At 45.5% G+C, this 21,612-nt stretch carries 20 protein-coding genes, 4 tRNA genes and 1 pseudogene; 3 read left to right on the top strand and 22 right to left on the bottom strand.

Features of this window, described 5'->3' with window-relative positions; genetic code table 11:
* Window positions 1–148: 148 nt before the first annotated feature.
* The 18 genes from MWG72_RS04415 to MWG72_RS04330 all read right to left on the bottom strand — a co-directional run bounded on the left by MWG72_RS04415 (window position 149) and on the right by MWG72_RS04330 (window position 14,536).
* Window positions 149–223 (bottom strand) — tRNA-Thr (locus MWG72_RS04415).
* Between the two features lie 17 nt (window positions 224–240).
* Window positions 241–316, bottom strand: a tRNA-Gly gene (locus MWG72_RS04410).
* A 38-nt stretch (window positions 317–354) separates the two neighbouring features.
* Window positions 355–438 (bottom strand) — tRNA-Tyr (locus MWG72_RS04405).
* A gap of 56 nt (window positions 439–494) precedes the next feature.
* Window positions 495–570: transfer RNA gene (locus MWG72_RS04400), tRNA-Thr, on the bottom strand.
* A 98-nt stretch (window positions 571–668) separates the two neighbouring features.
* Window positions 669–2,162, bottom strand: coding sequence for an anthranilate synthase component I (gene trpE / locus MWG72_RS04395; protein WP_004729304.1), 1,494 nt, complete (start codon window positions 2,160–2,162; stop codon window positions 669–671).
* Between the two features lie 108 nt (window positions 2,163–2,270).
* Entirely contained in the window at window positions 2,271–2,939 is a 669-nt protein-coding gene (locus tag MWG72_RS04390) for a phosphoglycolate phosphatase (protein ID WP_004729302.1), read from the bottom strand.
* Window positions 2,940–3,017: 78 nt separating this feature from the next.
* Window positions 3,018–3,677: an FHA domain-containing protein gene (locus tag MWG72_RS04385; RefSeq protein ID WP_004729299.1), complete on the bottom strand. Its 660-nt coding sequence runs from the start codon at window positions 3,675–3,677 to the stop codon at window positions 3,018–3,020.
* Window positions 3,678–3,739: 62 nt separating this feature from the next.
* Entirely contained in the window at window positions 3,740–6,001 is a 2,262-nt protein-coding gene (gene gspD, locus MWG72_RS04380; protein ID WP_247143308.1) for a type II secretion system secretin GspD, read from the bottom strand.
* A 38-nt stretch (window positions 6,002–6,039) separates the two neighbouring features.
* Window positions 6,040–6,894 (bottom strand): type II secretion system protein N, encoded by an 855-nt coding sequence (locus MWG72_RS04375; RefSeq protein WP_247143307.1) that lies wholly within the window; start codon window positions 6,892–6,894, stop codon window positions 6,040–6,042.
* Window positions 6,894–7,637: a type II secretion system protein N gene (gspN, locus tag MWG72_RS04370; RefSeq protein WP_247143306.1), complete on the bottom strand. Its 744-nt coding sequence runs from the start codon at window positions 7,635–7,637 to the stop codon at window positions 6,894–6,896. Before gspN ends, MWG72_RS04375 begins: the two co-directional genes overlap by 1 nt.
* Window positions 7,638–7,819: 182 nt before the next feature.
* Window positions 7,820–8,146: an H-NS histone family protein gene (locus MWG72_RS04365; protein WP_026055760.1), complete on the bottom strand. Its 327-nt coding sequence runs from the start codon at window positions 8,144–8,146 to the stop codon at window positions 7,820–7,822.
* Between the two features lie 141 nt (window positions 8,147–8,287).
* Window positions 8,288–8,716: an acyl-CoA thioesterase gene (locus MWG72_RS04360; protein ID WP_004278628.1), complete on the bottom strand. Its 429-nt coding sequence runs from the start codon at window positions 8,714–8,716 to the stop codon at window positions 8,288–8,290.
* Between the two features lie 8 nt (window positions 8,717–8,724).
* Window positions 8,725–9,918 (bottom strand): heme biosynthesis protein HemY, encoded by a 1,194-nt coding sequence (locus MWG72_RS04355; protein WP_247143305.1) that lies wholly within the window; start codon window positions 9,916–9,918, stop codon window positions 8,725–8,727.
* A gap of 6 nt (window positions 9,919–9,924) precedes the next feature.
* Window positions 9,925–10,764: a hypothetical protein gene (locus MWG72_RS04350; RefSeq protein ID WP_247143304.1), complete on the bottom strand. Its 840-nt coding sequence runs from the start codon at window positions 10,762–10,764 to the stop codon at window positions 9,925–9,927.
* Window positions 10,761–11,540: a uroporphyrinogen-III synthase gene (locus MWG72_RS04345; protein WP_247143303.1), complete on the bottom strand. Its 780-nt coding sequence runs from the start codon at window positions 11,538–11,540 to the stop codon at window positions 10,761–10,763. Before MWG72_RS04345 ends, MWG72_RS04350 begins: the two co-directional genes overlap by 4 nt.
* Window positions 11,540–12,463 carry a hydroxymethylbilane synthase gene (hemC, locus tag MWG72_RS04340; RefSeq protein WP_247143302.1) on the bottom strand — a complete coding sequence of 308 codons (924 nt, stop codon included), beginning with the start codon at window positions 12,461–12,463 and terminating at the stop codon, window positions 11,540–11,542. The genes MWG72_RS04345 and hemC overlap by 1 nt, the downstream gene beginning before the upstream one ends.
* Before the next feature lie 108 nt (window positions 12,464–12,571).
* Window positions 12,572–13,312: a LytR/AlgR family response regulator transcription factor gene (locus tag MWG72_RS04335; RefSeq protein WP_247143301.1), complete on the bottom strand. Its 741-nt coding sequence runs from the start codon at window positions 13,310–13,312 to the stop codon at window positions 12,572–12,574.
* Window positions 13,313–13,381: 69 nt separating this feature from the next.
* A complete protein-coding gene (locus MWG72_RS04330; protein ID WP_005245810.1) occupies window positions 13,382–14,536 on the bottom strand; it encodes a sensor histidine kinase in 1,155 nt (384 codons plus the stop codon).
* Between MWG72_RS04330 and argH the strand changes: the two genes are divergently transcribed.
* Together argH and MWG72_RS04320 are read left to right on the top strand one after the other, a co-directional pair.
* Window positions 14,527–15,957, top strand: a complete 1,431-nt coding sequence (argH, locus tag MWG72_RS04325) for an argininosuccinate lyase (protein ID WP_171260809.1) — start codon at window positions 14,527–14,529, stop codon at window positions 15,955–15,957. The two genes, MWG72_RS04330 and argH, sit on opposite strands and share 10 nt — an antisense overlap.
* Before the next feature lie 11 nt (window positions 15,958–15,968).
* Window positions 15,969–16,238, top strand: coding sequence for an oxidative damage protection protein (locus MWG72_RS04320; RefSeq protein ID WP_071852118.1), 270 nt, complete (start codon window positions 15,969–15,971; stop codon window positions 16,236–16,238).
* A gap of 344 nt (window positions 16,239–16,582) precedes the next feature.
* Here MWG72_RS04320 and MWG72_RS04315 read toward each other — a convergent pair whose 3' ends face one another.
* From MWG72_RS04315 to uvrC, 4 genes are all read right to left on the bottom strand, one after another.
* Window positions 16,583–16,858: a hypothetical protein gene (locus tag MWG72_RS04315; RefSeq protein ID WP_180076505.1), complete on the bottom strand. Its 276-nt coding sequence runs from the start codon at window positions 16,856–16,858 to the stop codon at window positions 16,583–16,585.
* A 41-nt stretch (window positions 16,859–16,899) separates the two neighbouring features.
* Complete coding sequence (gene pgsA, locus MWG72_RS04310; protein WP_016806864.1) at window positions 16,900–17,487, bottom strand: CDP-diacylglycerol--glycerol-3-phosphate 3-phosphatidyltransferase; 588 nt, start codon at window positions 17,485–17,487, stop codon at window positions 16,900–16,902.
* 107 nt (window positions 17,488–17,594) lie between these two features.
* Window positions 17,595–18,389, bottom strand: coding sequence for a thioesterase family protein (locus tag MWG72_RS04305; RefSeq protein ID WP_219308148.1), 795 nt, complete (start codon window positions 18,387–18,389; stop codon window positions 17,595–17,597).
* Between the two features lie 115 nt (window positions 18,390–18,504).
* Window positions 18,505–20,304: an excinuclease ABC subunit UvrC gene (gene uvrC, locus MWG72_RS04300; RefSeq protein ID WP_004647300.1), complete on the bottom strand. Its 1,800-nt coding sequence runs from the start codon at window positions 20,302–20,304 to the stop codon at window positions 18,505–18,507.
* A gap of 225 nt (window positions 20,305–20,529) precedes the next feature.
* Here uvrC and MWG72_RS04295 point away from each other — a divergent pair.
* Window positions 20,530–21,595: pseudogene (locus MWG72_RS04295) on the top strand (AAA family ATPase).
* The last annotated feature ends 17 nt before the right edge of the window (window positions 21,596–21,612 follow it).

Here is a 21,612-nt window from a genome sequence, read left to right as displayed (position 1 = left end):
TAATCTTCCTCGTTTACGTCGAACACAATTCTGAGTAAAACCCAGCTCCGACATATCGTTTAAAAAAACCGAACACCAAATACTTGAAAAGCAGACTAAATAGCCTGCTTTTGGAATTTCTTTGCAACAAAGTTGCTAAACTGTAATCTGGAGCTCTTATCGAGATTTGAACTCGAGACCTCTCCCTTACCAAGGGAGTGCTCTACCACTGAGCTATAAGAGCAAATATTAGTACTTCAATGGAGCGGGAGACGAGGGTCGAACTCGCGACATGTAGCTTGGAAGGCTACCGCTCTACCAACTGAGCTACTCCCGCACGATGTTGGTACAAACCACTTATTGAAGTCTTAAAATTGGTGGTGAGGGAAGGATTCGAACCTTCGAAACTTTCGTAGCGGAGTTACAGTCCGCCCCCTTTGACCGCTCGGGAACCTCACCATTTTTTACACTTACATCAGTGCTGTTCTTTACTTCACACTACCAAACTTCTAAGATGGTGCCGGCACACGGATTCGAACTGTGGACCTACTGATTACAAGTCAGTTGCTCTACCAACTGAGCTATGCCGGCGTTTCTTAGTGTTTCGTACGTTTCGTATCGGAACGGTGTGCAGTTTAGCAAAACTCAGAATCCTTGCAAGTGTTTTTTTCAAAAAAAACGTCAAAAACTCATAAAATCAAACCATTTGATGATAATTCAACCGCTTTGATCACTGCGCGAGCTTTTATTTGGGTTTCATTCCACTCAGATTCAGGATTGGAGTCGGCAACCAGCCCTGCTCCAGCCTGAACATAGACCTTATTTTCGCGAATGACACAGGTACGAATCGCAATCGACATGTCCATTTCGCCATGCCAGCCTAAATAACCGACAGCCCCACCAAAAATTCCACGTTTTACCGGCTCTACTTCGTCAATAATTTCCATGGCACGAATTTTTGGCGCACCTGAAAGTGTGCCGGCAGGGAAAGTTGCCTTAAAAACATCCAGGGCATCAACATCATCACGTACTTCACCCTGCACATTGGAGACAATATGCATCACATGCGAATAACGTTCGATCACCATTTGATCAGTCACCTGCACTTTGCCAATTTTTGCGATACGCCCTACATCATTACGTCCCAAGTCAATCAGCATGACATGTTCGGCAATTTCTTTTTCATCGGATAATAGGTCTTCCTCAAGCGCCAGATCCTCTTCTTTGGTTTTACCGCGTGGGCGTGTTCCCGCAAGCGGTCGTACGGTAGCAATACCATTTTCCAGACGGGACAGAATTTCAGGAGAAGAGCCGACAATATGGAATGGCGTATTGTTTTCCAAGGTCTGCCCTTGCACAAGAAACAAATACGGCGATGGATTGAGATGACGCAGCGCACGATACACCTGTAGCGGGTCTCCATCGAAGTCAGACACCATCCGGTGCCCGGGTACGACCTGCATTACATCGCCAGCACGAATATACTCTTTGACTTTTTCTACCGAGGCAATGAAGTTGTCATGTCCGGTGAAGGACTCGAAATGTGGCGGCGTATGTTTTTCAGCTTTAAGACTGATGGGCGTGGCCAGAATATTTTCTAATTCATTTAATTGTTCATGTGCTTTTTCATAAGCAACTGGATCAGTTGCATCGGCATGTACAATCAAGAATAAAGTATCTTTCAGGTTATCAAAGACAATCACTGTTTTAGACAGCATCATCCAGATATCTGGCAAGCCGACCGGATCCGCTTCCGGCACATTTTTTAATTTCGGTTCGATATAACGCACCGCGTCATAACCAAAGTAACCGACTAATCCACCAGTAAAACTCGGTAGGTCCGGCAATTCTGCCTGGGTTGGCACCTTAAATTGCGCCTGAAAGTCGCGAATATATTGAAATGGGTCCGCACAGTGCTGCTTTTCAATCGAAGCATCTGCGTGCTGTACCGTCAGCTCGCCTGCATTGCAGGAAAATACAGTGGATTCACCTAGTCCAATAATCGAATAGCGTGCCCAGTTCTCACCACCTTCTACAGACTCGAATAAATAAGCCTGCTGATGCTGTTTAAGCCGAGCAAAAATAGAAAGTGGTGTATCGGTATCCGCCAGGCGCTGACGATAAACAGGAATGAGGTTATAGCCTTGCGCAGCAAGTTCTTGGAATTGTGCTTGAGTGGTCATGCGGTTTTTCTCTTTAAATTAGGGTTACTCAGTATGTAAATAGAATTGAACTGAGCGACGCCATCGAAAAACCTTACAACTATTCATTTTCGTTCCTTAGTACGCGTATTAGGTAAGTAATTCTCTAAGATCATCCACAATCTGCTGCGGCTGACAATCTGCAATATTTTCACCATGATTATAGCCATAGCTGACCACAACACAATCAATCCCGGCGCGGCGTGCGGCTTCGACATCATTGGAAGAGTCACCAATGAGCAAGACCTGTTCTTTGCTCACCTTATAATGTTCGACACAATGCAGCAACTGGCGCGGATGCGGTTTACGCTCAGTAAAACGGTCGCCACCAATGGTATCGGCAAAATAATGAGCCATATCCAAGGTATCTAGAATACTGCGGGCAGGAAGTTCAGGCTTATTGGTCACACAAATCAGGGTTTTACCTTGAGCTTTTGCCCAGTCCAGAAATTTCAGGATTCCCGGAAAAGGAACGGTATCGACGCAGGGATCGACATTATAGATATCCAGAAAAGTCGTTAAGAGTTCCTGATGCTGTGCCGGTGTGACTTCACCCACCAGATGCTGGAGTACACTTTCACAGAATATCGACGTGCCCTTACCTACCCAGGTCCGTACCTGCTCTTCAGTCACCAGAGGCAATTGCAGCACATTCAGGCTCATATTCATGGCGCGATACAGATCATGTGCTGAATCCACCAAGGTACCATCCAGATCAAACAAGATCAGTTCACGCTTTTCTAATTGTGCAATAGACATCCCGACCCTCTTTTATAATGTGCGCAGCCACAAAAAAGGCATGCGCTATGCATGCCTTGATTGTAACCAATCATCAGCTTATTTGAACAACAACCAAGCCATAATTGCCAAAATAATCAGCACAATCACTGAAATCAAACCTACAGATACATTTTTCTGGGTTTCTTTTTCCTGTTCTACACGTGATACAGGCTGCTCAACCGGAATTGGGGTAGGCTCTGGTTTTACCGCATTAATGTCCACGCCTTCCGGAATAGGTGCCGGTTTTGGAATACCGACATTGGTTGGCATGCCATCACGGGTTAATTGTACCGTAGCATCACGATGTTTCAGTTCCGGCATTCCCTGATCATTCATTTGCTGTGCAGGTGTAGGCTCAGCGACTTCGACCTGTTCCACGACTTTTTCTGCCGTTGCTTCAATTTCTGCTGGAACCTCTACTGCAGCCGCAGGCGCCATTACTGAAAATTTCAAGCTGGCAAACTGAACAATGTCATCCTGCTTTAATAAGGTTTCTTGCGCAATCTGCACATCATTGACGAAAGTGCCATTCGATGAACCCAAATCCTGCACCCAGAGCGCATCATCCTTTAGTAAAAATGCCGCATGTTTACGGGAGATTTCCGCAGCCTGTAACACGATATCTGCCGCCTGATGACGCCCCACCAGCATGTCACGGTCAATGCTAATTTCCTGTCCTGTTAAGTCGCCTGTAATCGCGTGTATTTTCCAAGTCATGAAAGTTACTTCTCTGTTCTCTTTGACATTATCATAACATGCTGTCTGCAAATGCGAATGACTTAGCTTTTGGGTCTAAGTGTGGTTGTTGTAACGGTATTTTTACTTTTTTCTACCTGTTGGACGGGTTCTACCACTTGTCGCTGAATCACTGGTTCTATCGCTACCGGCGTAACAACTACATTGGCTGGCTGCGCCTGAACGGGTGCGGTCGGCACAGTTTGATAAGTCGAGTTTTGCAATGGCGTTCTGGATACTGGAATTCGCTGTTGATACACATCTTCAACACTTTCTGGCAGCTTGGCAAAGTTCCCGTCCGAATCGAGTGCGAGTTGCAGACTATATAGCTGACTATAGCGTTGTTGGGTCAGTTTACGCACTGCATTTTTATCGCCTACAATGGTTGGATGGATAAAAATCAGCAGGTTACGCTTCTGATTGGATTTACCTTCAGAACGGAATAAACGTCCCAAGCCTGGAATTGCACCCAGACCCGGCACCGCTTGGCGTCCATAACTGGTGTTATCCGAAATCAGACCACCAAGCACAATGGTTTGTCCATGTTCGGCCAGAATTGAGGTTTTAATTGCACGTTTGCTCGTCACCAGATCCTGCGCCTGCCCTTTACTGGCTTTGACATCAGAAACTTCCTGTTCCACTTCCAGGCGTACCGTACCATCTTCGCCAATATGTGGAACCACCTTTAAAGTGACCCCGACATCCTTACGTTCAATGGTGGTATAGGGATTAGCAACTCCAGCAGCGCCTGTAGACACTGAGCCTGTGACAAAGGGTACGTTTTCACCCACCACAATATAGGCTTCTTCATTGTCCATGGTCACAATCGACGGCGTAGACAACAGGTTGGATTTAGTGGTTTCTTTGAGTGCCTGAATCATCGCACCATACAGACGTCGGGAACCATCACTCCCTTCACGATAATCACCGAGTACCAGTGAGCTACCTGCGCCCACGGCACTTGCAGCGCCTGCACCACCACCGGTGAGATAACCGGCCGCAATATTTTTCAGGCTAGTCCCAAAATTATCGAAGTTCACCAGCCCAATACCACTGCTGATATCACCCAAGGCCCATTGCACACCGAGTTGATCCGCATCAGTTCCTTCAACTTCAATAATCGCGGCTTCAATCAGCACCTGTTGACGACGGATATCCAGCTGGTCAATCGCCGATTCAATTTCCCGCATCAGTTGCGGATCCGCTTTCACTACCAGAGAATTTTGTGTGGTATCGGCAATAATACTGACGCCATTGCCATTAAAGCTGGTAATTCCGCCCTGCTCATTATTCATACCGGTATTCAGCTGAATACCTGAAGAGGTGTTGCTACTCGAACCGGTAGTCGTATTGTTGTTATTTAAATTATTGCCAGAACTGAGCGAAGACGAGTTCGAGGATGTACTATTCGAATTTGAATTACTGTTCACCGCCTGTCCGCTCACCAGTCCCTGCAAGATTTCCGCAAGATTTTTGGCGCTGGCATATTTCAGACGAAAGACTTTTAACCCACCCAGACGATCCGCAGCCGGCACATCTAGAGTTTCGATCACTTGACGCACCCGTTTGCGCGTTGTGGGATCACCTTTGATGATGATCCGGTTGGTACGGGTATCTGCAATCACCCGCACCCGCGAACCGCGGACATCTTTAGCTCCACCGGTGGCAGTCATGGACTCGATCAGTCCAATCATTTCCTCAGCCTGACTGGATTGCAAGCTGACCGCTTCAATGTCATTCTGACCGGTGCCATCCAGATTGCGAATGATGGTTTCCAGCTGGTAAATATTGCTAGCGCGATCCGATACAATTAAGGCATTCGTCCCGGGCACCGCCGCCAGATGGGCAAACTGCGGCATCAAAGGACGCAATGCAGGAATCAGGTCATTCGGATTGGTATTTTCCAGCCACAACACCCGGGTCACAATCTGGTCACCACTGGCACGGCTTCTGGCATCATAGGGAATGCCCGAGCTTTTGACATTGCTGTCCGGAACCAGCTTGATGGTATTCCCCGAAGGAATTGCCACCACACCGTTGACATTCAACACGCCTAAAAACAGGTCATAGACTTCATTTTTATTCAGGGCTTTATTGGAAATGACCGTCACATTGCCACGTACCCGCGGATCGACTGCAAAGTTTTTGCCAGTAATGTCGGCCACTTCATTAATGAATGCAGTTAAGTCAGCATCTCGAAGGTTGATTTTCCAGGTTTGTGCATAACTCGCCGTACTGACCATAGCCATTAACGGTGCGGCCACACAGAATGCCCATGCTGATCGATTATTATTAAATAAAGCCATAAACTTTCGTGTTTCCTAACCCTATATGTGATGACACATCACTTCAAATCTTGTTGTATGGTCATCACCTGATCACCACGTTTTATTTCGAGTTTGACCTGACCTTCACGTCGGGCCTGTTCCAGTAATTGTGCTTCGGTCTGTCCCTGGCTCAGCGTCTGACCATTTAAAGACAAGATCCGGTCGCCTGGTCTTAAACCCAGGCGATTACGCAATGCAGCCGGTGTGCGTGAAGTCACTTCATAACTACCATCTGCTGCACTCACCCCCATATTCTGTAAATACTGATCCTTGTTTTCCTGCATCTGCTGGATGGCTCGACCAATTTCATTCTGTGGCGAAGGCTGCTCAGGCATACCATTGTTAGAAGGCATAGCAGGTATTGAGCTTGAAGATGCTGATATTTCCGGCACAATCGGCTGATTCAAGCCATTTTCCAGACCTTTGAATAAAACTTCCTGAGTAGCACCTGTGGATCGACGCAAAATAACCCGATCCCAATGCACTTCAGCCAACTCAAAACCGCTATTGGCCAGCATTTCCCCGATACGGTAACGATCGACCTGATCATTAATTTTCAGTACCGCAGAAGAGTTATAACTTGGACTGGCAACCACCACCCCTTGTAAAATGATATTGGTAGTTTCAACAGCACCCGCAGACTGCCCAACTTCCTGAAACAGTGAAAATGCACCGATATTCGGAATTTGTGCCTGCTGTGAACCTAGTTCTACCCGATCCAGCTGCATGGCTTGGGGTGGAGCTATCAGCAACCAGAACAAAGCCGCCAGCTTCCAGCATAAGTACAGAATGAGCAGCAACAAAATCACAGGTGCAGCACGATTGATCTGCTTCACGTCAATATTTTTTAAATCATTCAGAGAAACTGCCATCAGTTCAAGCCTCCCATTAAGGGTTGGCGGGTACTAATCACATAGGTATCTAATCCGGCTTTACCTTCATAAGAAGGCGCATTCATTAAAAAGCGCTGGGTGAGCTGAATATCCAACATCAGACTCGGATCAAGCTTGATATTCAGCATGCGTTGATCGCGACTATCCCGAACATCAACTAACAGCTGTCCGCTTTCATCTGCGAGTTTTCCAGTCATTGCGGGTACATTCATGCGTTCCTGACGCTGAGCAAAGGTATAAATCAGCTCACCACCCGCCCATTGCATTTGCCCATCCACCTGACTGAAACCCTGTTCTTTTTTATATTTAAAATCCAGATCTTTAAACTGAATCGCAGTACTCGGCCATTGCCAGTCTGCAAGTTTTTTTAGAGTTTCAGGCACGATCTGCCCTTCAAGATTTTTGACAATCAAAGACTTATTCAGACCATAAGCCATGATCCCGGAAAGCTGGGTATTGCCGCTATGCAAATCCACATGTGCCCCAACCCGCAGCAACAGCAAATCCAGAGGCCGTACTTTCCAGTTCAGACTGCCCCGAAGATTGCCTTTTTTCCAGTCCGCACTTCCCTGCCAGATATTTCCGTTTACATTATGCAAAGTCTGGTTATTTTTATAAAATTTTGAAATTAACCAGGCCGCTGGCACTTGTAATACGACAAAAATAAAAAATACAACAAGAGTAAGGATCAACCATCTTAAAGTTTTCGGTTTACTGCTCATCCCCACCACGACCAATCGCTCAAGTCCAAATCCCCATTTATAATTTTTCCCTTATACTCACACATTATGCACACTTTTCTGCCAACGCCAATTCATAGATATAAAAAAACCAAGCAGGTATGCTTGGTTTAATCATCTTAGACTGTCTGTATGACAGCCTAATGACCAGATCAAATGGAGGCCTAGATCAGAAAATCGTCCAGCTTTGCGCCTTTTTCCAATTCTGCCACTAACCAGCGCGGTTGTTTACCACGGCCAGTCCAGGTATCGTCCGGATTGCTTTTGCTACGGTAACGCGGCTCAACCGACTTACGTGATGATTTTTTACGTTTAGACGCACCAAATTCAAGTAACTGTTCAACTGTCATACCCACTTTCTCGGCAACTGCCAAGATTTGCTGATAAGCGTCTTCAATCTCTTGATCTTTTTTTGAAGCAATCAGTGATTCTGCTTCTGCTTGTAAACGTTTTAACTCTTCTACTGATAAATGCGTAATATCTGGCATAATGCTCTCCGAAAAATAATATTATTCGTTTTGTTAAATAATAGCCCCATCATATTTATATTAAATAAAACATTCAATATAAAACCTTAGACCAATAACAATAAAGTTTAAAAAAAATTACAAATCAAAATGATTCATTCATTTTTAAATTTCATGTTGAACGCTTAATTCAAGTGCTTTGATTTTTTCGCGAATATGTTCCGGAATTTCTGTTTTCTGCATGGTCTTTTTATCGACACAGACAATCACTGCTTCTGAAGTAGCCACAATACTTTGCTGTTTTTCACTCCATAATAGATATTGCATTCTAACTGCACTATTTCGAATTTCTTCAATACGTGCTGCCACTTTTAAATGATCAGGAAAAACCACAGGTTTTAAATAACGGCACTGATTTGAAGACACTACCGTAAATACCGGTTCATTATGTATATCTAATATCCCTAGATAAGCCAGACGCGCACTTTCGACATAACGGTAATACATGGCATTATTGACATGTCCAAAGGCATCCATATCACCCCATGCGACTGTTTGTTCATAAATAACTGGATATTGTTTTAATTCTGACATTATTATTCTCAAGTCTTAATTTCTATAAAGTTTACATTCGATTCAAATACTGCATTTAACTGCTGTAGCAAGTCCTCCCGATCTTGTAAGGCAGCTTTAATTCTTAAATAACTCATACGAATATCATCCGGATACAAGTCAAGTAGTTGCTGGGCTTGATCTGTATAGCCTGTGGCTTGCAACACATGCCATTTTGCAAAGCTTAAAATCGGCAATGCTGGATATTTGGCTTCCCAGTGCGAAATCTGTTGTGCAATCGCCTCATAATCCGGATTTTTCCGCAATAACTGTTGCTGGAACCACAAATAAAAGACATCCTGATTAAATTGCTGTTCCATTAAATGAATCGCGAGCACTTCATGTTCGGCACTCATTTCTGGCATTCTAAATAATAATTTCAACCATAATAACTTGACTGAATAGTCACGATCAAATATCCGAGGTTTTAAATCTAAATAACGTTGCTGTAAATAAAATAAATCGTCCTGTGTGGCTTGATCATAGGCCAATAATAATTGTTCCAGCCATGTTTTTTTTACTTCTTGGTCCAAATGCCCATATTGGGTCGAACGTAAATATAACCAGGGAAACTGCATGGCAAATACTCCCCATAATGCAACAAGGCGCTGCTCATAGGCTGTTTTAACCTGCATTAACCAAGGTGATAATTCATGCTGATTTAAAAACTCCAAATGGGTAAGTGCTTGTTCACCTTGCTGTTGTGATAAATAAATTTCAATCCGTTGTAATTCTGCCAATTCAAATGCCATGGGATTGGATTGGTTTAAAGCAGTTAATGCATGGGTATATTGCTGTTGTCCCCAAGATAAACGTGCATCAATAATATGCTTGAGTAAACCCGACTTGGTGAAAGACTGCTGAATAAAGTCCCGCTGATCCTGAGCAGCGTTTAATAACCAGATGACTGCCAATTGTTCATAAGGGTGCAAGCGGGAAAAACTAAAGACTGTTTCAGTTTTACGCTGTTCACGGCTGCGATACTGCTTGATCGCATACCAGATGCAATGCATCAAAAAACTTACACTGACCAAGGATGCGGCCAAAAACCAGAGGGTGGTTTGTAACTGCCACTCGCGCCAATACAGATAGACATAGCCAGCCCCATGTCCATAACTCAGGATACTCAGCACCGCAATGCCAAGTAAGCAGACAAATAAATAGGCCAGCAGAATCTGTTTCATAAGCAATTAGCCCACTAGGGTGCGTGTGTTTAATAATGGAATCGGAGTAATCGGGGTGGCCTTGATTTGATTCAATTGCTGAATCCATTTTTGGCTCTGTGCATCCGGCAATTGCTCCAAGACTTCAATCACGGCATTCAGTGCTTGCTGAAAAGCGACGGATTGGTCTTTTTGCAAGGTATTTTGTGCGATGAGCAAGCGCAATTGGGCCTCTTTCAGTACCAGATGCCGTTGCATCAAGACTATGCTTGGCTGATCTGCGGATTCAATCTGAACCCAGCGCTGCCAGAAAGAGCGTTGAGTTTCTGGACGCTGACGATATGGTGTCTGAATTTCTTTTTCAATTTCAGTATCCATCTGCACCAAAACTTCTTTTACTTTATTTTGCTGCACTAATCGGCTGTTCACGAATTTTTTCAGCATGTCCTGATCTTTTGCAATTACTTGCTGCAAACTACTGACCAAGGCAGGCGCTAAAATATAATCATCCAGCTCATTGGATAACTGATTTAATTTCTCAATCGCAGTGGCGTATTGTTGCTGTTGCAGTGCAAATTCGATCAGATCCAGATGTTGCTGCACCAAGACAATATCATTTTGCGGTGCATCAGTTGCCGCTTCATTTACTGACGCTTTCGCTGAAGTAGCTCCAGCACTTTCCTGCTGAGCAGAAATCTGGCGTTTTAAAGCCACAAACTGATCATTGAGATTGGCATTTTGCTGCTGTAACTGATTAATGCTTTGATTAAATTCAGTCTGTGCTGTATTCAGAACATGAAGGTCGTAGCTGAGCTTGACCAGCCATGACAAACTTAAGATGAACAATACAATGAATAGTTTCTTCATGCGTTCCCTAATATCAGCCCCATTTTCTGCAAGATCGTATTTGCGTCTAAATCATCGATTTTTACGAATTGAAAACTTGCCTGATGCTGCTGTTGATATTCCCCAAGAATAGTGGCCAAACGTGGCCCCAAAACCAAATAACAGACGTGCTGCATGAACTCTGCATCATCCTGCATAAGTGCCAGCCAGTTTAACCAGCTTGCCTCACTGGTGATCAGCACTGCAAAACGCTGCTGTGTCTTAAGCAGCGCCAAATTCTCTGCCAAAATCGTTGCCGTCGTTTCAGGACATTGCCGCCGGTACAAAATAAAGTTTAAAACTTTAATATTGCTGGCACGTAAATGATCCATCATAAATTGACGACCGCCTTCTCCGCGCCAGAAGGCTACACCTGAGCCAGAAGCCAGTTGCTTCAACACAGGCAATTGCAGCATGCCTTCCGAAGTTTCGACCTCAGGCACATGACTATGAATGCCATAGCTCGCTAGTGCCTGTTCAGTAGCCTTACCCACTGCCACCCAATGCACCTGTGCCAAAGTCGAGAGCGCGACTCCCGACTGTTGTAAATATTGCATGCCAATCTGGGCGGCCGTCGGACTGACCACCACAATAATCTGTGCTTGCTCCAGCTGCTGATACAAACTCGACAGCTCATCGGAATAAGGCATGGCATGCAGTTCGAGCAAGGGCAATTGCAGAACAGACACCTGTGCTGCCTGTAACTGTTGAGTCAAGCCTGCAGCACGATCACTGGGGCGGGTATTAATCAATAACATCAGTGTGAATAGAGTGCTTTCAGCAACTCGCCAGCACCTTGATCAAGCAAGTCTTTTGCCAGCTTCACACCCAATTGCTCTGCATCTGCCATTTTTCCAGTGTGCTGTGCCCGGAGCAAAACCGTTCCATCGACACTGCCTACACGGCCTTCGATTGAAATCACACCCTCTTTGAGCGTGGCATAACCGGCAATCGGTACCTGACATCCGCCTTCTAAATAGGCATTAAAAGCACGTTCAGCACGTACGCATGCATTTGTATCTGCATGCAGGAGTGGCTGAATCAAGTCCAGCACTGGCTGATCATGAGTACGGCATTCCAAACCTAGCGCACCTTGACCCACGGCCGGTAGACTGATTTCAGGAATCAGAGTATGACGAATACGTTCTGCCAGACCCAAGCGTTTTAAACCGGCACTGGCCAGAATAATCGCATCATAATGGCCTGCATCCAGTTTGGACAAGCGCGTGCCGACATTACCGCGTAAATCGATAATATCCAGATCTGGACGCTGTTTTAAAATCTGAGTTTTACGGCGCAAGCTTGAGGTTCCGACTTTGGCGCCTTGTGGTAATTCTTCAAAACTAGTGTAGGTATTCGACACAAAGGCATCTAAGGGATCTTCACGTTCACAGATCACTGCCAGACTCAGACCTTTGGGCAAGGCCATCGGGACATCTTTCATGGAATGCACGGCCAGATCCGCACGACCATCCAGTAAAGCGGCTTCTAATTCTTTTACAAACAGTCCTTTTCCACCAATTTTAGCCAGTGGTGTATCTAGAATTTTATCGCCCTGTGTAACAAAAGTGACTAACTCGACCTGCAAACCAGCGTGCAAATCTTGTAGGCGCGCACGGATATGTTCCGCTTGCCAAAGCGCAAGTGGACTTTGTCGAGTTGCAATTTTTAGGGTCTTCATAAATTTCAATAACAGTAAATGAGAACAATAGTCTAAACTTAACCTGCTCACTTGAAAATGCAAGTGAATTTATACAAGTTTCAACTGAATGCTCTCATTCATCCTCTGCTAAAGCTTTTGAATCCGATCTCGTAAAAACGGTAAATGTCGCCGACTAACCGCCAAACGATCGTCCAGCTCACGACAACGTACCTGATACTGACCAGAACTCACCACTTCCAGACCATCCAGATAATGCACCGAGATCAAGGCATTACGATGAATCCGGATAAACTGGTTCCCAAACTCCTGCTCTAACTCCTTTAAGGTTTCATCAATCAATACACTGCCGTTTTTATGACGCACAGTGACATATTTCTGATCCGCCAGAAAATAATAGATATTTTCAACTGGCACCAATTCGACACCACGATAGGTCTTTGCCGCAATCTGCTGGCGGCTGATATTGATTTCTTCCATATTTTCTTTTTGTTTTAGTTGGCTCATTTGAGCTTGGGTAAGTTTAGTTAAGTGCTCTAAAACCTGTGCCAATTCCTGTTGCATCACCGGTTTAAGTAAGTAGCCTTCGGCATTTGATTTAAATGCATCCAGCGCATGTTGGTCATAGGCCGTACAAAAGACAATGGCCGGCATTGGATCCAGTTGACGCAAATGTTGCGCACAAGCCAGTCCGTTCATTTCAGGCATTTGAATATCTAATAGGATGACATCGGGTTCGTATTGGTGAGCCAGATCAATCGCTTGACGGCCATGGCTTGCTGTCGCCACCACATCATGCCCCAGTTGAGAGACCAAACGTGATAAACGCTCGACGGCCAAAGGCTCATCATCACAAATCAGGATGTCCATTTCTCCTCCTTACCCAGTTAACATCATCAGATGAATGATAAAGCTAACTGCGATTTCTTTGATTTATTTTTATTTATATTGATATCGCACTACCGTCGTAAACATCCCTTCGCCGGCAAAGGTTTGAAAAGTCACACTGGGTCCATAATAAGCTTGCAGACGTTGTCTGACATTTTCTATTGCAATACCATGCCCCTTTTTTAAAGTTTTATTATCCTGTGCATAAGGGTTGGTTATGATGATATTAATTTGATTTTGCAATATTTCAACCAATATGCTTATGGTACTCTTTGTAAGAATTTTTTCAACTCCATGGAAAATACTATTTTCTAGCAAGGGTTGTAAAGTTAATAATGGAATTTGAACTTGTGAGTATAAGTCTTTGTTTTCTAACTTCCATTCGACCTGCAAACGCTCACCTAGACGGATCTGCTCAATCTCCAGATAGCGCTGGCACAGATCAATTTCCTCCTGCAGGCTGACCAGTTTTAATTCCTGAAAACTGGCACGAAATAACCGTGACAAATTCAGCAGCATGTGCTCGGCTTTATCCGGATTGATACTGATCAGGCTGATCACACTGTTCATGCTGTTAAACAAAAAATGCGGCTGAATCCGTGCCTGCATGGCCTGAATCCTAGCATTCAACTCACTATGCTGCTGCTGCTCCCATTGCTCACGCAAATAAAGATAGCGAAAACAGAAAGTTCCCAGCAAAATTCCCAGACTTAAATGGAGTCCGACCCGATCCAGCGCAATCGCCAGGTTTAAATCCTGAAAATTAAAATTCTGTCCAAAATATATCAAGATATTCAGGTTCACCGTAGTGAGCAGTACAATTGCCTGTAACAGCAGAAATCCAGAAATCAAAGCCAGTTTGATTCCCATACGTTGAAAGGCTTGATGGAACAGCTCGACCAGTGCTGCAAAACATAACAGTACCCAGTTGATATACAGGATATATTGCAGCAGGTGCATTCCATTCAAAGCCTGCCAGGATTGCGCTTCTGCAAGCGCCAGAATCATGGCCAGAATATTGCCGCCAGCAAACAGTTCCAGCAAATAGCGTAGATTGCCGATCTGGCTAAAAAAATAGGAATTTTGCGTCTGTTCGTTTATCGATGTAAAAGATTGAGCAGATGTGACTTCGGCAATGGGCTTTGAATTTGTTATACTCTTTTTCGTTCTACTGCTTTTAATCTGATTGAGCCGACATGACCACATCTTCTAATTCCTCTAATCCATCACACGCCCAGACTTCGGGTATGTGGGGCGGTCGTTTCTCTGAAGCGACTGATGCTTTTGTTGCTGAATTTACAGCATCTGTTCAATTTGACCAACGTTTTTATAAACAAGATATTGCAGGCTCGATTGCCCATGCAACCATGCTGGCAAAAGTGGGCGTACTGACCACGCAAGAACGCGATGACATTATTGAAGGTCTGACAGCGATTCAAGCTGATATTGAAGCAGGCAACTTCGAATGGCGCATTGATTTAGAAGATGTACACATGAACATTGAGTCACGCCTGACTCAGCGTATCGGCATTACCGGCAAAAAACTGCATACCGGCCGTAGCCGTAATGACCAGGTGGCGACAGATATCCGTCTTTATGTGCGCGATGAAATCGATGGCATCCTGGAATTACTGAAAAAATTACAAAAAGGGATTTTAAGTCTGGCAGCTAAAAACACCGACACCATCATGCCAGGCTTCACCCACTTGCAAACCGCTCAGCCAGTGACTTTTGGTCACCATTTAATGGCCTGGTTTGAAATGTTGGTACGTGATTCAGAGCGTCTGATTGATTGCCGTAAGCGTGTCAACCGTATGCCACTCGGTTCTGCTGCACTTGCGGGAACGACTTACCCGATTGAACGCGCCTATACCGCTGAACTGTTAGGTTTTGAAGCAGTTGCTGAAAACTCTTTAGATGCAGTATCGGATCGTGATTTCGCAATTGAATTTAATGCCGCTGCATCTTTAATCATGATGCATTTATCACGTATGTCTGAAGAACTGATTCTATGGACGTCTGCGCAATTCAAATTTGTGAATATTCCGGATCGTTTCTGTACTGGTTCTTCCATCATGCCGCAGAAGAAAAACCCGGATGTACCTGAACTGGTACGTGGTAAAACCGGCCGTGTCTATGGCGATTTGATGAGTCTGCTGACTTTAATGAAAGGCCAGCCTCTAGCCTATAACAAAGACAATCAGGAAGATAAAGAGCCATTGTTCGATGCGATCGATACAGTTCGTGGTTCATTGATGGCATTTGCCGACATGATTCCTGCACTGGTTCCAAACATTGCTGAAATGCGCGAAGCAGCGCTGCGTGGTTTCTCAACTGCGACTGACCTGGCAGATTACTTGGTGAAAAACGGCGTGGCATTCCGTGATGCGCACGAGATTGTAGGTAAAGCGGTTGCACTCGGTGTACAAGAATCTAAAGACCTGTCTGAATTGACACTCGAACAACTGCAACAGTTCTCTGACCTGATTCAGGCAGACGTATTTGAAAAAGCCTTAACCCTTGAAGCTTCGGTGAATGCCCGTAATCACATTGGTGGTACTGCACCTGCTCAGGTGGAAGCTGCGATTGCACGTGCTTACACTCGCCTAGAAAATCTTTACGCTTAAGGAAGACCGATATGTCTCGACAAGTATTTTGCCGTAAGTATCAACAAGAAATGGAAGGTTTAGACTTTGCTCCATTCCCGGGACCAAAGGGTCAGGAACTGTTTGACACCGTGTCTAAACAGGCTTGGCAGGAATGGCTAAAACACCAAACTACGCTGATTAATGAAAAGCGTTTGAATGTGTTTGAAGCAGATGCGAAAAAGTTTCTTGAAGAACAGCGTGAAAAGTTCTTTAACAATGATGCATCTCTGGAAAAAGCCGAAGGGCTGAAGCCTGAGTAATTTTTAAAGCGTTGCTTTAAAAATTACGCAAGACAAGCGCTGAAAGCGCGCGTAGGCTTTAATCTAAAAGAATCTCCAACTTTGGGGATTCTTTTTTATGTGTTGTTCTAAACATTACTCAAGACCAGCGAAGCGGGTAGTTTTGAATGTGAAGAGCTCCCAATGCAGGAACTTTTCACATTAAAGCCCTGCCTTTCTTTTTTACACAAAACAAGAATGAAGTCCGCGTAGGCATAAATCTATCCCCTATCTCAGAGGATTTTTTGACTAATTCTAGCAAATCTTACTAACTCACACTTAGAGCACAAAAACAGATTTTTACTTATTCTATTTCGTTTATCTAGTCAGCCACTATCCTGCTGAAAAACATTCAGATTTGTATCAAAATAATAGATTGTAAAAGCAATATACAGAGTAATCACAAAACACAACATTCTGCTACAAGAAGCCACATGATTAAAAAAAACTGTCTCTCTATAATGATCCCTAAGAAGATGAGATATCTTTGAATAACTATAATAATAAGCAACAAATACCCCGATTTCATCCCAGTTCTTCCCCCAAAGGCTGGGTATTTTTTTGCCTGCAATTTGCCGATTGGCTTGATAATTTAAGCGCATAAAAAAAGCCCCCTTTCAAGGAGCTTCTCTTTTCATTTCGATTAAGGCTGTTTCAGATATGGCCAAGCCGCTTTCAGATAAATGAACATCGACCATAAGGTGAGTACCACTGCGGTGTATAGCAAGGCATACGCCAGCATTTCCAGCGGTGGCCAATTTAACAGAAATACGGTGATGGCGATCATCTGGAAAGCAGTTTTGTATTTCCCCACCGTTGAAACCGCAACATTGGTCCGTGCACCCAACTCTGCCATCCACTCACGTAAGGCTGACACAGTAATTTCACGCGAAATAATCACAATCGCAGCAAAAGCCATCGACATGGAAGGCTGCCATTGCACCAGCACAATCAGTGCAGCTGCGACCATCAATTTATCTGCAACTGGGTCGAGAAAACGTCCAAAAGCAGAAGTCTGGTTTAATGTACGTGCCAGATAGCCATCAAACCAATCCGTGACCGCAGCCACCACAAAGATCGTGGTTAAAATTATATGCCGCGTCATGTCGGGGTTATGAGCATCAAAGCCCATTGCAGGCGGCCAGTAAGCCACCAATAGAAATACCGGAATAAGAGCGATACGCGCCAAGGTCAAGATATTTGGAATATTCAGGATACGACCTGTAGTCATAGACACCGCCAATTGTTCCCCTCATGTACGATGAAAATGCACACTTTTTTAGAGGTTTGATCCATCATTAATAGGCTTCACTTTATACGAATTGACTTGCAGTGTCACTAGGCAAACACCGTCACTGTTTGTCTTGCCATCGCAATCAGGCGATTTTCGGCATCCCAGAGATAGGCATGCTCCGTCGCATAACCATCCGCAGCATAGTCGGTAAATACTTTATATTTAAACCAATCATGCAATTGATGTTGAACCGGATGCACATAGGTCACTGTCCAGGTCAGACTACTCGCAGGTGCCATGTTTTTAAACATCGGTAACACCCCGGGTGGCCAGATATCAAAGATGGCCATCAGGTCGGCGACCAAAAATTCACGATTGTGATGCTTTTCAGGATGAAATCGGCACCAGCCACCAAAGTCCGGACGAGGACTGGCACTACAAGGCAGATTGATATCCGCCCAGGCTACTTCGAAATGGTCATAACAGTCTGGCATGCCATAACCCGCAGGAATCTGAAACAGCTGCTCTGGCACAGCATAGTCAGGTGCTTGAGCTTGTTGCTGTACCTGAATCTCTGAATCACGGGAAATACCGAAACTGGCAATCAGAATACTTTGCACCGCGTCGTCCTGCCATAAGCGCACTTCAATCGTGGTCACTGACTTGCCTTGCCGCAGGATTTCGGCACTCAGTCGTACTTTGGCTTGCTGAATCGGGCCGACAAAGGTCACACTGCAACTCAGCAAATGCTTGGCCGGATCATTGATGTGAGTGACGGCTTTTTGCATCATCATCGCGGCAGCCAGACCACCATACAGAGTACGACCCTGTAACCATCCCTGTGGAAACTCTACCCATTCCTGTTCGGCAATTTGTGCATAAAGTGCATGCAAAGACATGTTGATCCCTCAGTAAGTCTTGATGCTCAGTATATTCGGCAAAATTCTTCAGGTTGTGAATGTCACGTGACCCAAGCGTCAATGCGCACTTTGGCCCTTGCATTTAAGCCACGCGTCATTCATGCAGCACTTTATAAATCATCCGGGCCATGACTGAACCCAGTCCCGGTACCAGTTGCAGATCTCGTTCTGAGGCTTTCAGTACGCCCTGAATCCCGCCAAAATGGGTCAGCAAATCCCGACGGCGTTTTGGTCCGAGCCCCGGAATAACTTCCAGCACTGATGAACCACGCTTTTTATCGCGTTTGGCACGATGCTTGGTAATCGCAAAGCGGTGTGCTTCATCACGTACCTGCTGAATCAGATGCAGCGCCTTATGATCCTCCGGTAATTGAATTTTACTGCCATCGGTAAAGTGCAGGGTTTCCAGACCGGGCTTACGTCCCTCACCTTTGGACACACCGACCATAAAGGCATCCAGTCCCAGTTCCTGCATGACTTCCATCGCCATGTGCAATTGCCCCTTGCCACCATCAATCAACAGCAGGTCCGGCAATAGGGCTTTTTTATAACGACGGGTCAGCGCCTGACGCATGGCGGCATAGTCATCGCCCGCCTGAATATCATGAATGGAAAACTGGCGATAATCACGCTTGCGCGCACCACCACTGTCAAAGACCACACAGGACGCCACGGTATCTTCGCCCATGGTATGTGAAATATCGAAGCACTCGATCCGGTCTACAGGACGGCCGACCACCTGCTCCAGCTGATGAAAACGCTCATTTAATTCTATATGATTGGCCAGCTTGCCCTGAATCGCGTGCTGTACATTCATCTGCGCCAGTTCCAGCCATTCGGCCCGGGTTTCGCGGACTTTGGACTTGATCTGGATTTTCTTGCCAAAATGCTGCGACAGTGCTGCTTCCAGTTCCTTACGATCAGCCACTTCCAGATTGACAATCAGTTCAGCCGGGATTTCATCTGCTACCTGAAAATAAAAATTGGCAATAAAATCGGCCAGCATTTGCCCCAGGTCATCACTAAGCATATCCGGGAAATAACTTTTTCCACCCAGCATTTTACCGTTGCGCACATGCATGATCTGCACACAGGTCACACCGGCCTGATAGGCAATCGACAGGATATCCGCTTCGCCTTTGAGCTTATAGATCGCCTGCTGCGACTGCACATCCCTTAACAGCGCCATCCGGTCCCGATAGAACACCGCTTTTTCAAATTCCAGCGCTTCAGCGGCCGCTTCCATTTTTGCGATCAGTTCCTGATTCAGCTCCTTGGTATCGCCCTGCAAAAATCGGATCGAGTTATCGACATCTGCCTTATAGTCTTCCGGAGAAATAAATCCGACACAGGGCGCAGAGCAGCGTTTGATCTGGTATTGCAGACATGGCCGGGTCCGGTTGGCAAAAAAACTGTTTTCACAGGAACGCACATTGAACAGTTTTTGTAGCACCACCAGAGTATCCCGGGCGGTATACGCACTCGGATAAGGTCCAAAAAACTTGCCCACCTGGTGCTTGCCCTTGCCGCGCCCACTGGCTAAACGCGGATAGGGTTTATCTGCCGAAACAAAAATATAGACATAAGATTTGTCATCACGCAGCATGATGTTATAGGGCGGATGATGCAGCTTGATCAGGTTCTGTTCCAGCAACAAGGCTTCAGTTTCAGAACGTACCACCAGGGTCTGGATATCATAAATCCGTGCCACCAAGGCCTGGGTTTTGGGATGATCCAGCGTTTTGACAAAATAGCTGGAGACCCGGTTTTTCAGGTTTTTGGCTTTACCCACATACAATAATTCACCGTCTTTGCCATACATCCGGTAGACCCCGGGCAGGCTGGTCATATTCGCCAGGATTTTTTCAATATGGGGGCGTGCGTTTTCGTTCACCTAAAGCCTATTTTTCACCTACAATCTGCAGATATATGTGATGATTGTTGCGTCCTTTTCAAGCAAAAACACAAAATTCCCCTGAAGCTGCCACTTAATCTTAAAGTTCCTGTCGGGTTATCCCCCCAATCTATAATCCTCACGACATAAACTGATTGTTAAAAGCTATAAGTTTCAACCTTTAACTTTGTTATGCTCAAAAAGTCTAGTTTTGAGATGATTCGCATGACCCTACAGCAATCGGGCATTCATATTGTTCAACCCTCCACCTCCACCCATCACCCGTCTGAACGTGCTCGCCTGATTGGTAAACCGCGTTTTCATTTCGAGCCGAGCGAGTAAGGTAATGCAACTGCTACGTGAACGGATTATTGGGCAGGATGCAGCCCTGAATGAAATTGAAAAAATGTTGCATGTGGTCAAGGCAGATTTTTCCAGTCCGGATCGCCCTTTGTCGGTTACCTTGATGCTGGGCCCTACTGGCGTCGGTAAAACAGAAACCGTGCGTCTGATTGCCGATGCGATCTATGGCCGCCCGGATGCCTTTTGCCGGATTGATATGAATACTCTGGCACAGGAACATTATGCGGCGGCTTTGACCGGCGCACCGCCCGGTTATGTGGGATCAAAGGAAGGTCACAGCCTGTTTGATGAAACTGCGATTGCCGGCAGTCATACCCGTCCCGGCATCATGCTGTTTGATGAGCTGGAAAAAGCCAGTAACGAAGTGATTCGCGGCTTGATGAACGTGCTGGATACTGGCCGGCTGACCTTGACAGCGGGCACTAAAACTATCGATTTTCGCAACTGCATGATCTTTATGACCAGCAATGTCGGGGCACAGGCGGCGCAGCAATATCTGGACAAACTCAGCTATCTGCCTGAGAAAATGCAGGCACTGTGTCTGAAGCGCGTTCCCACCCAGCGCATCATTGAAAAAGTCATGCAGCGTAAATTCGACCCTGAATTTCTGAACCGGATTGACCGCAGCCTGCATTATCAGGCGGTACAGCATGATGCCCTGCCACGTCTGGTCGAAATTGAACTGGATAAACTGAACAAGCGCTTGCAACATCAGCAACGCAGCGTGCATTTAAGCGCTTCAGCCAAAGCCTATTTCTATCAGGACCATGATATTCGTTACGGCGCCCGACATTTGGGCCGCAAGATGCGTACCGAACTGGAGCCGATTCTGGCGCTGTATTTTTTAAACCAGCCTGAGCAGTTCAGTCTGCATCTGGACTGTGTCGATGGACAGCTGGTGGTTCTGCCTGAGCAAGCAAAAGCTTAACTAAGGCAGACTCGATA

Origin of the sequence: Acinetobacter lwoffii (genome assembly GCF_022967985.1) — a bacterium.
GTDB lineage: Bacteria > Pseudomonadota > Gammaproteobacteria > Pseudomonadales > Moraxellaceae > Acinetobacter.
Note: the sequence above shows the minus strand (reverse complement) of the source record. Positions and strands in the feature narration are given on the sequence as shown.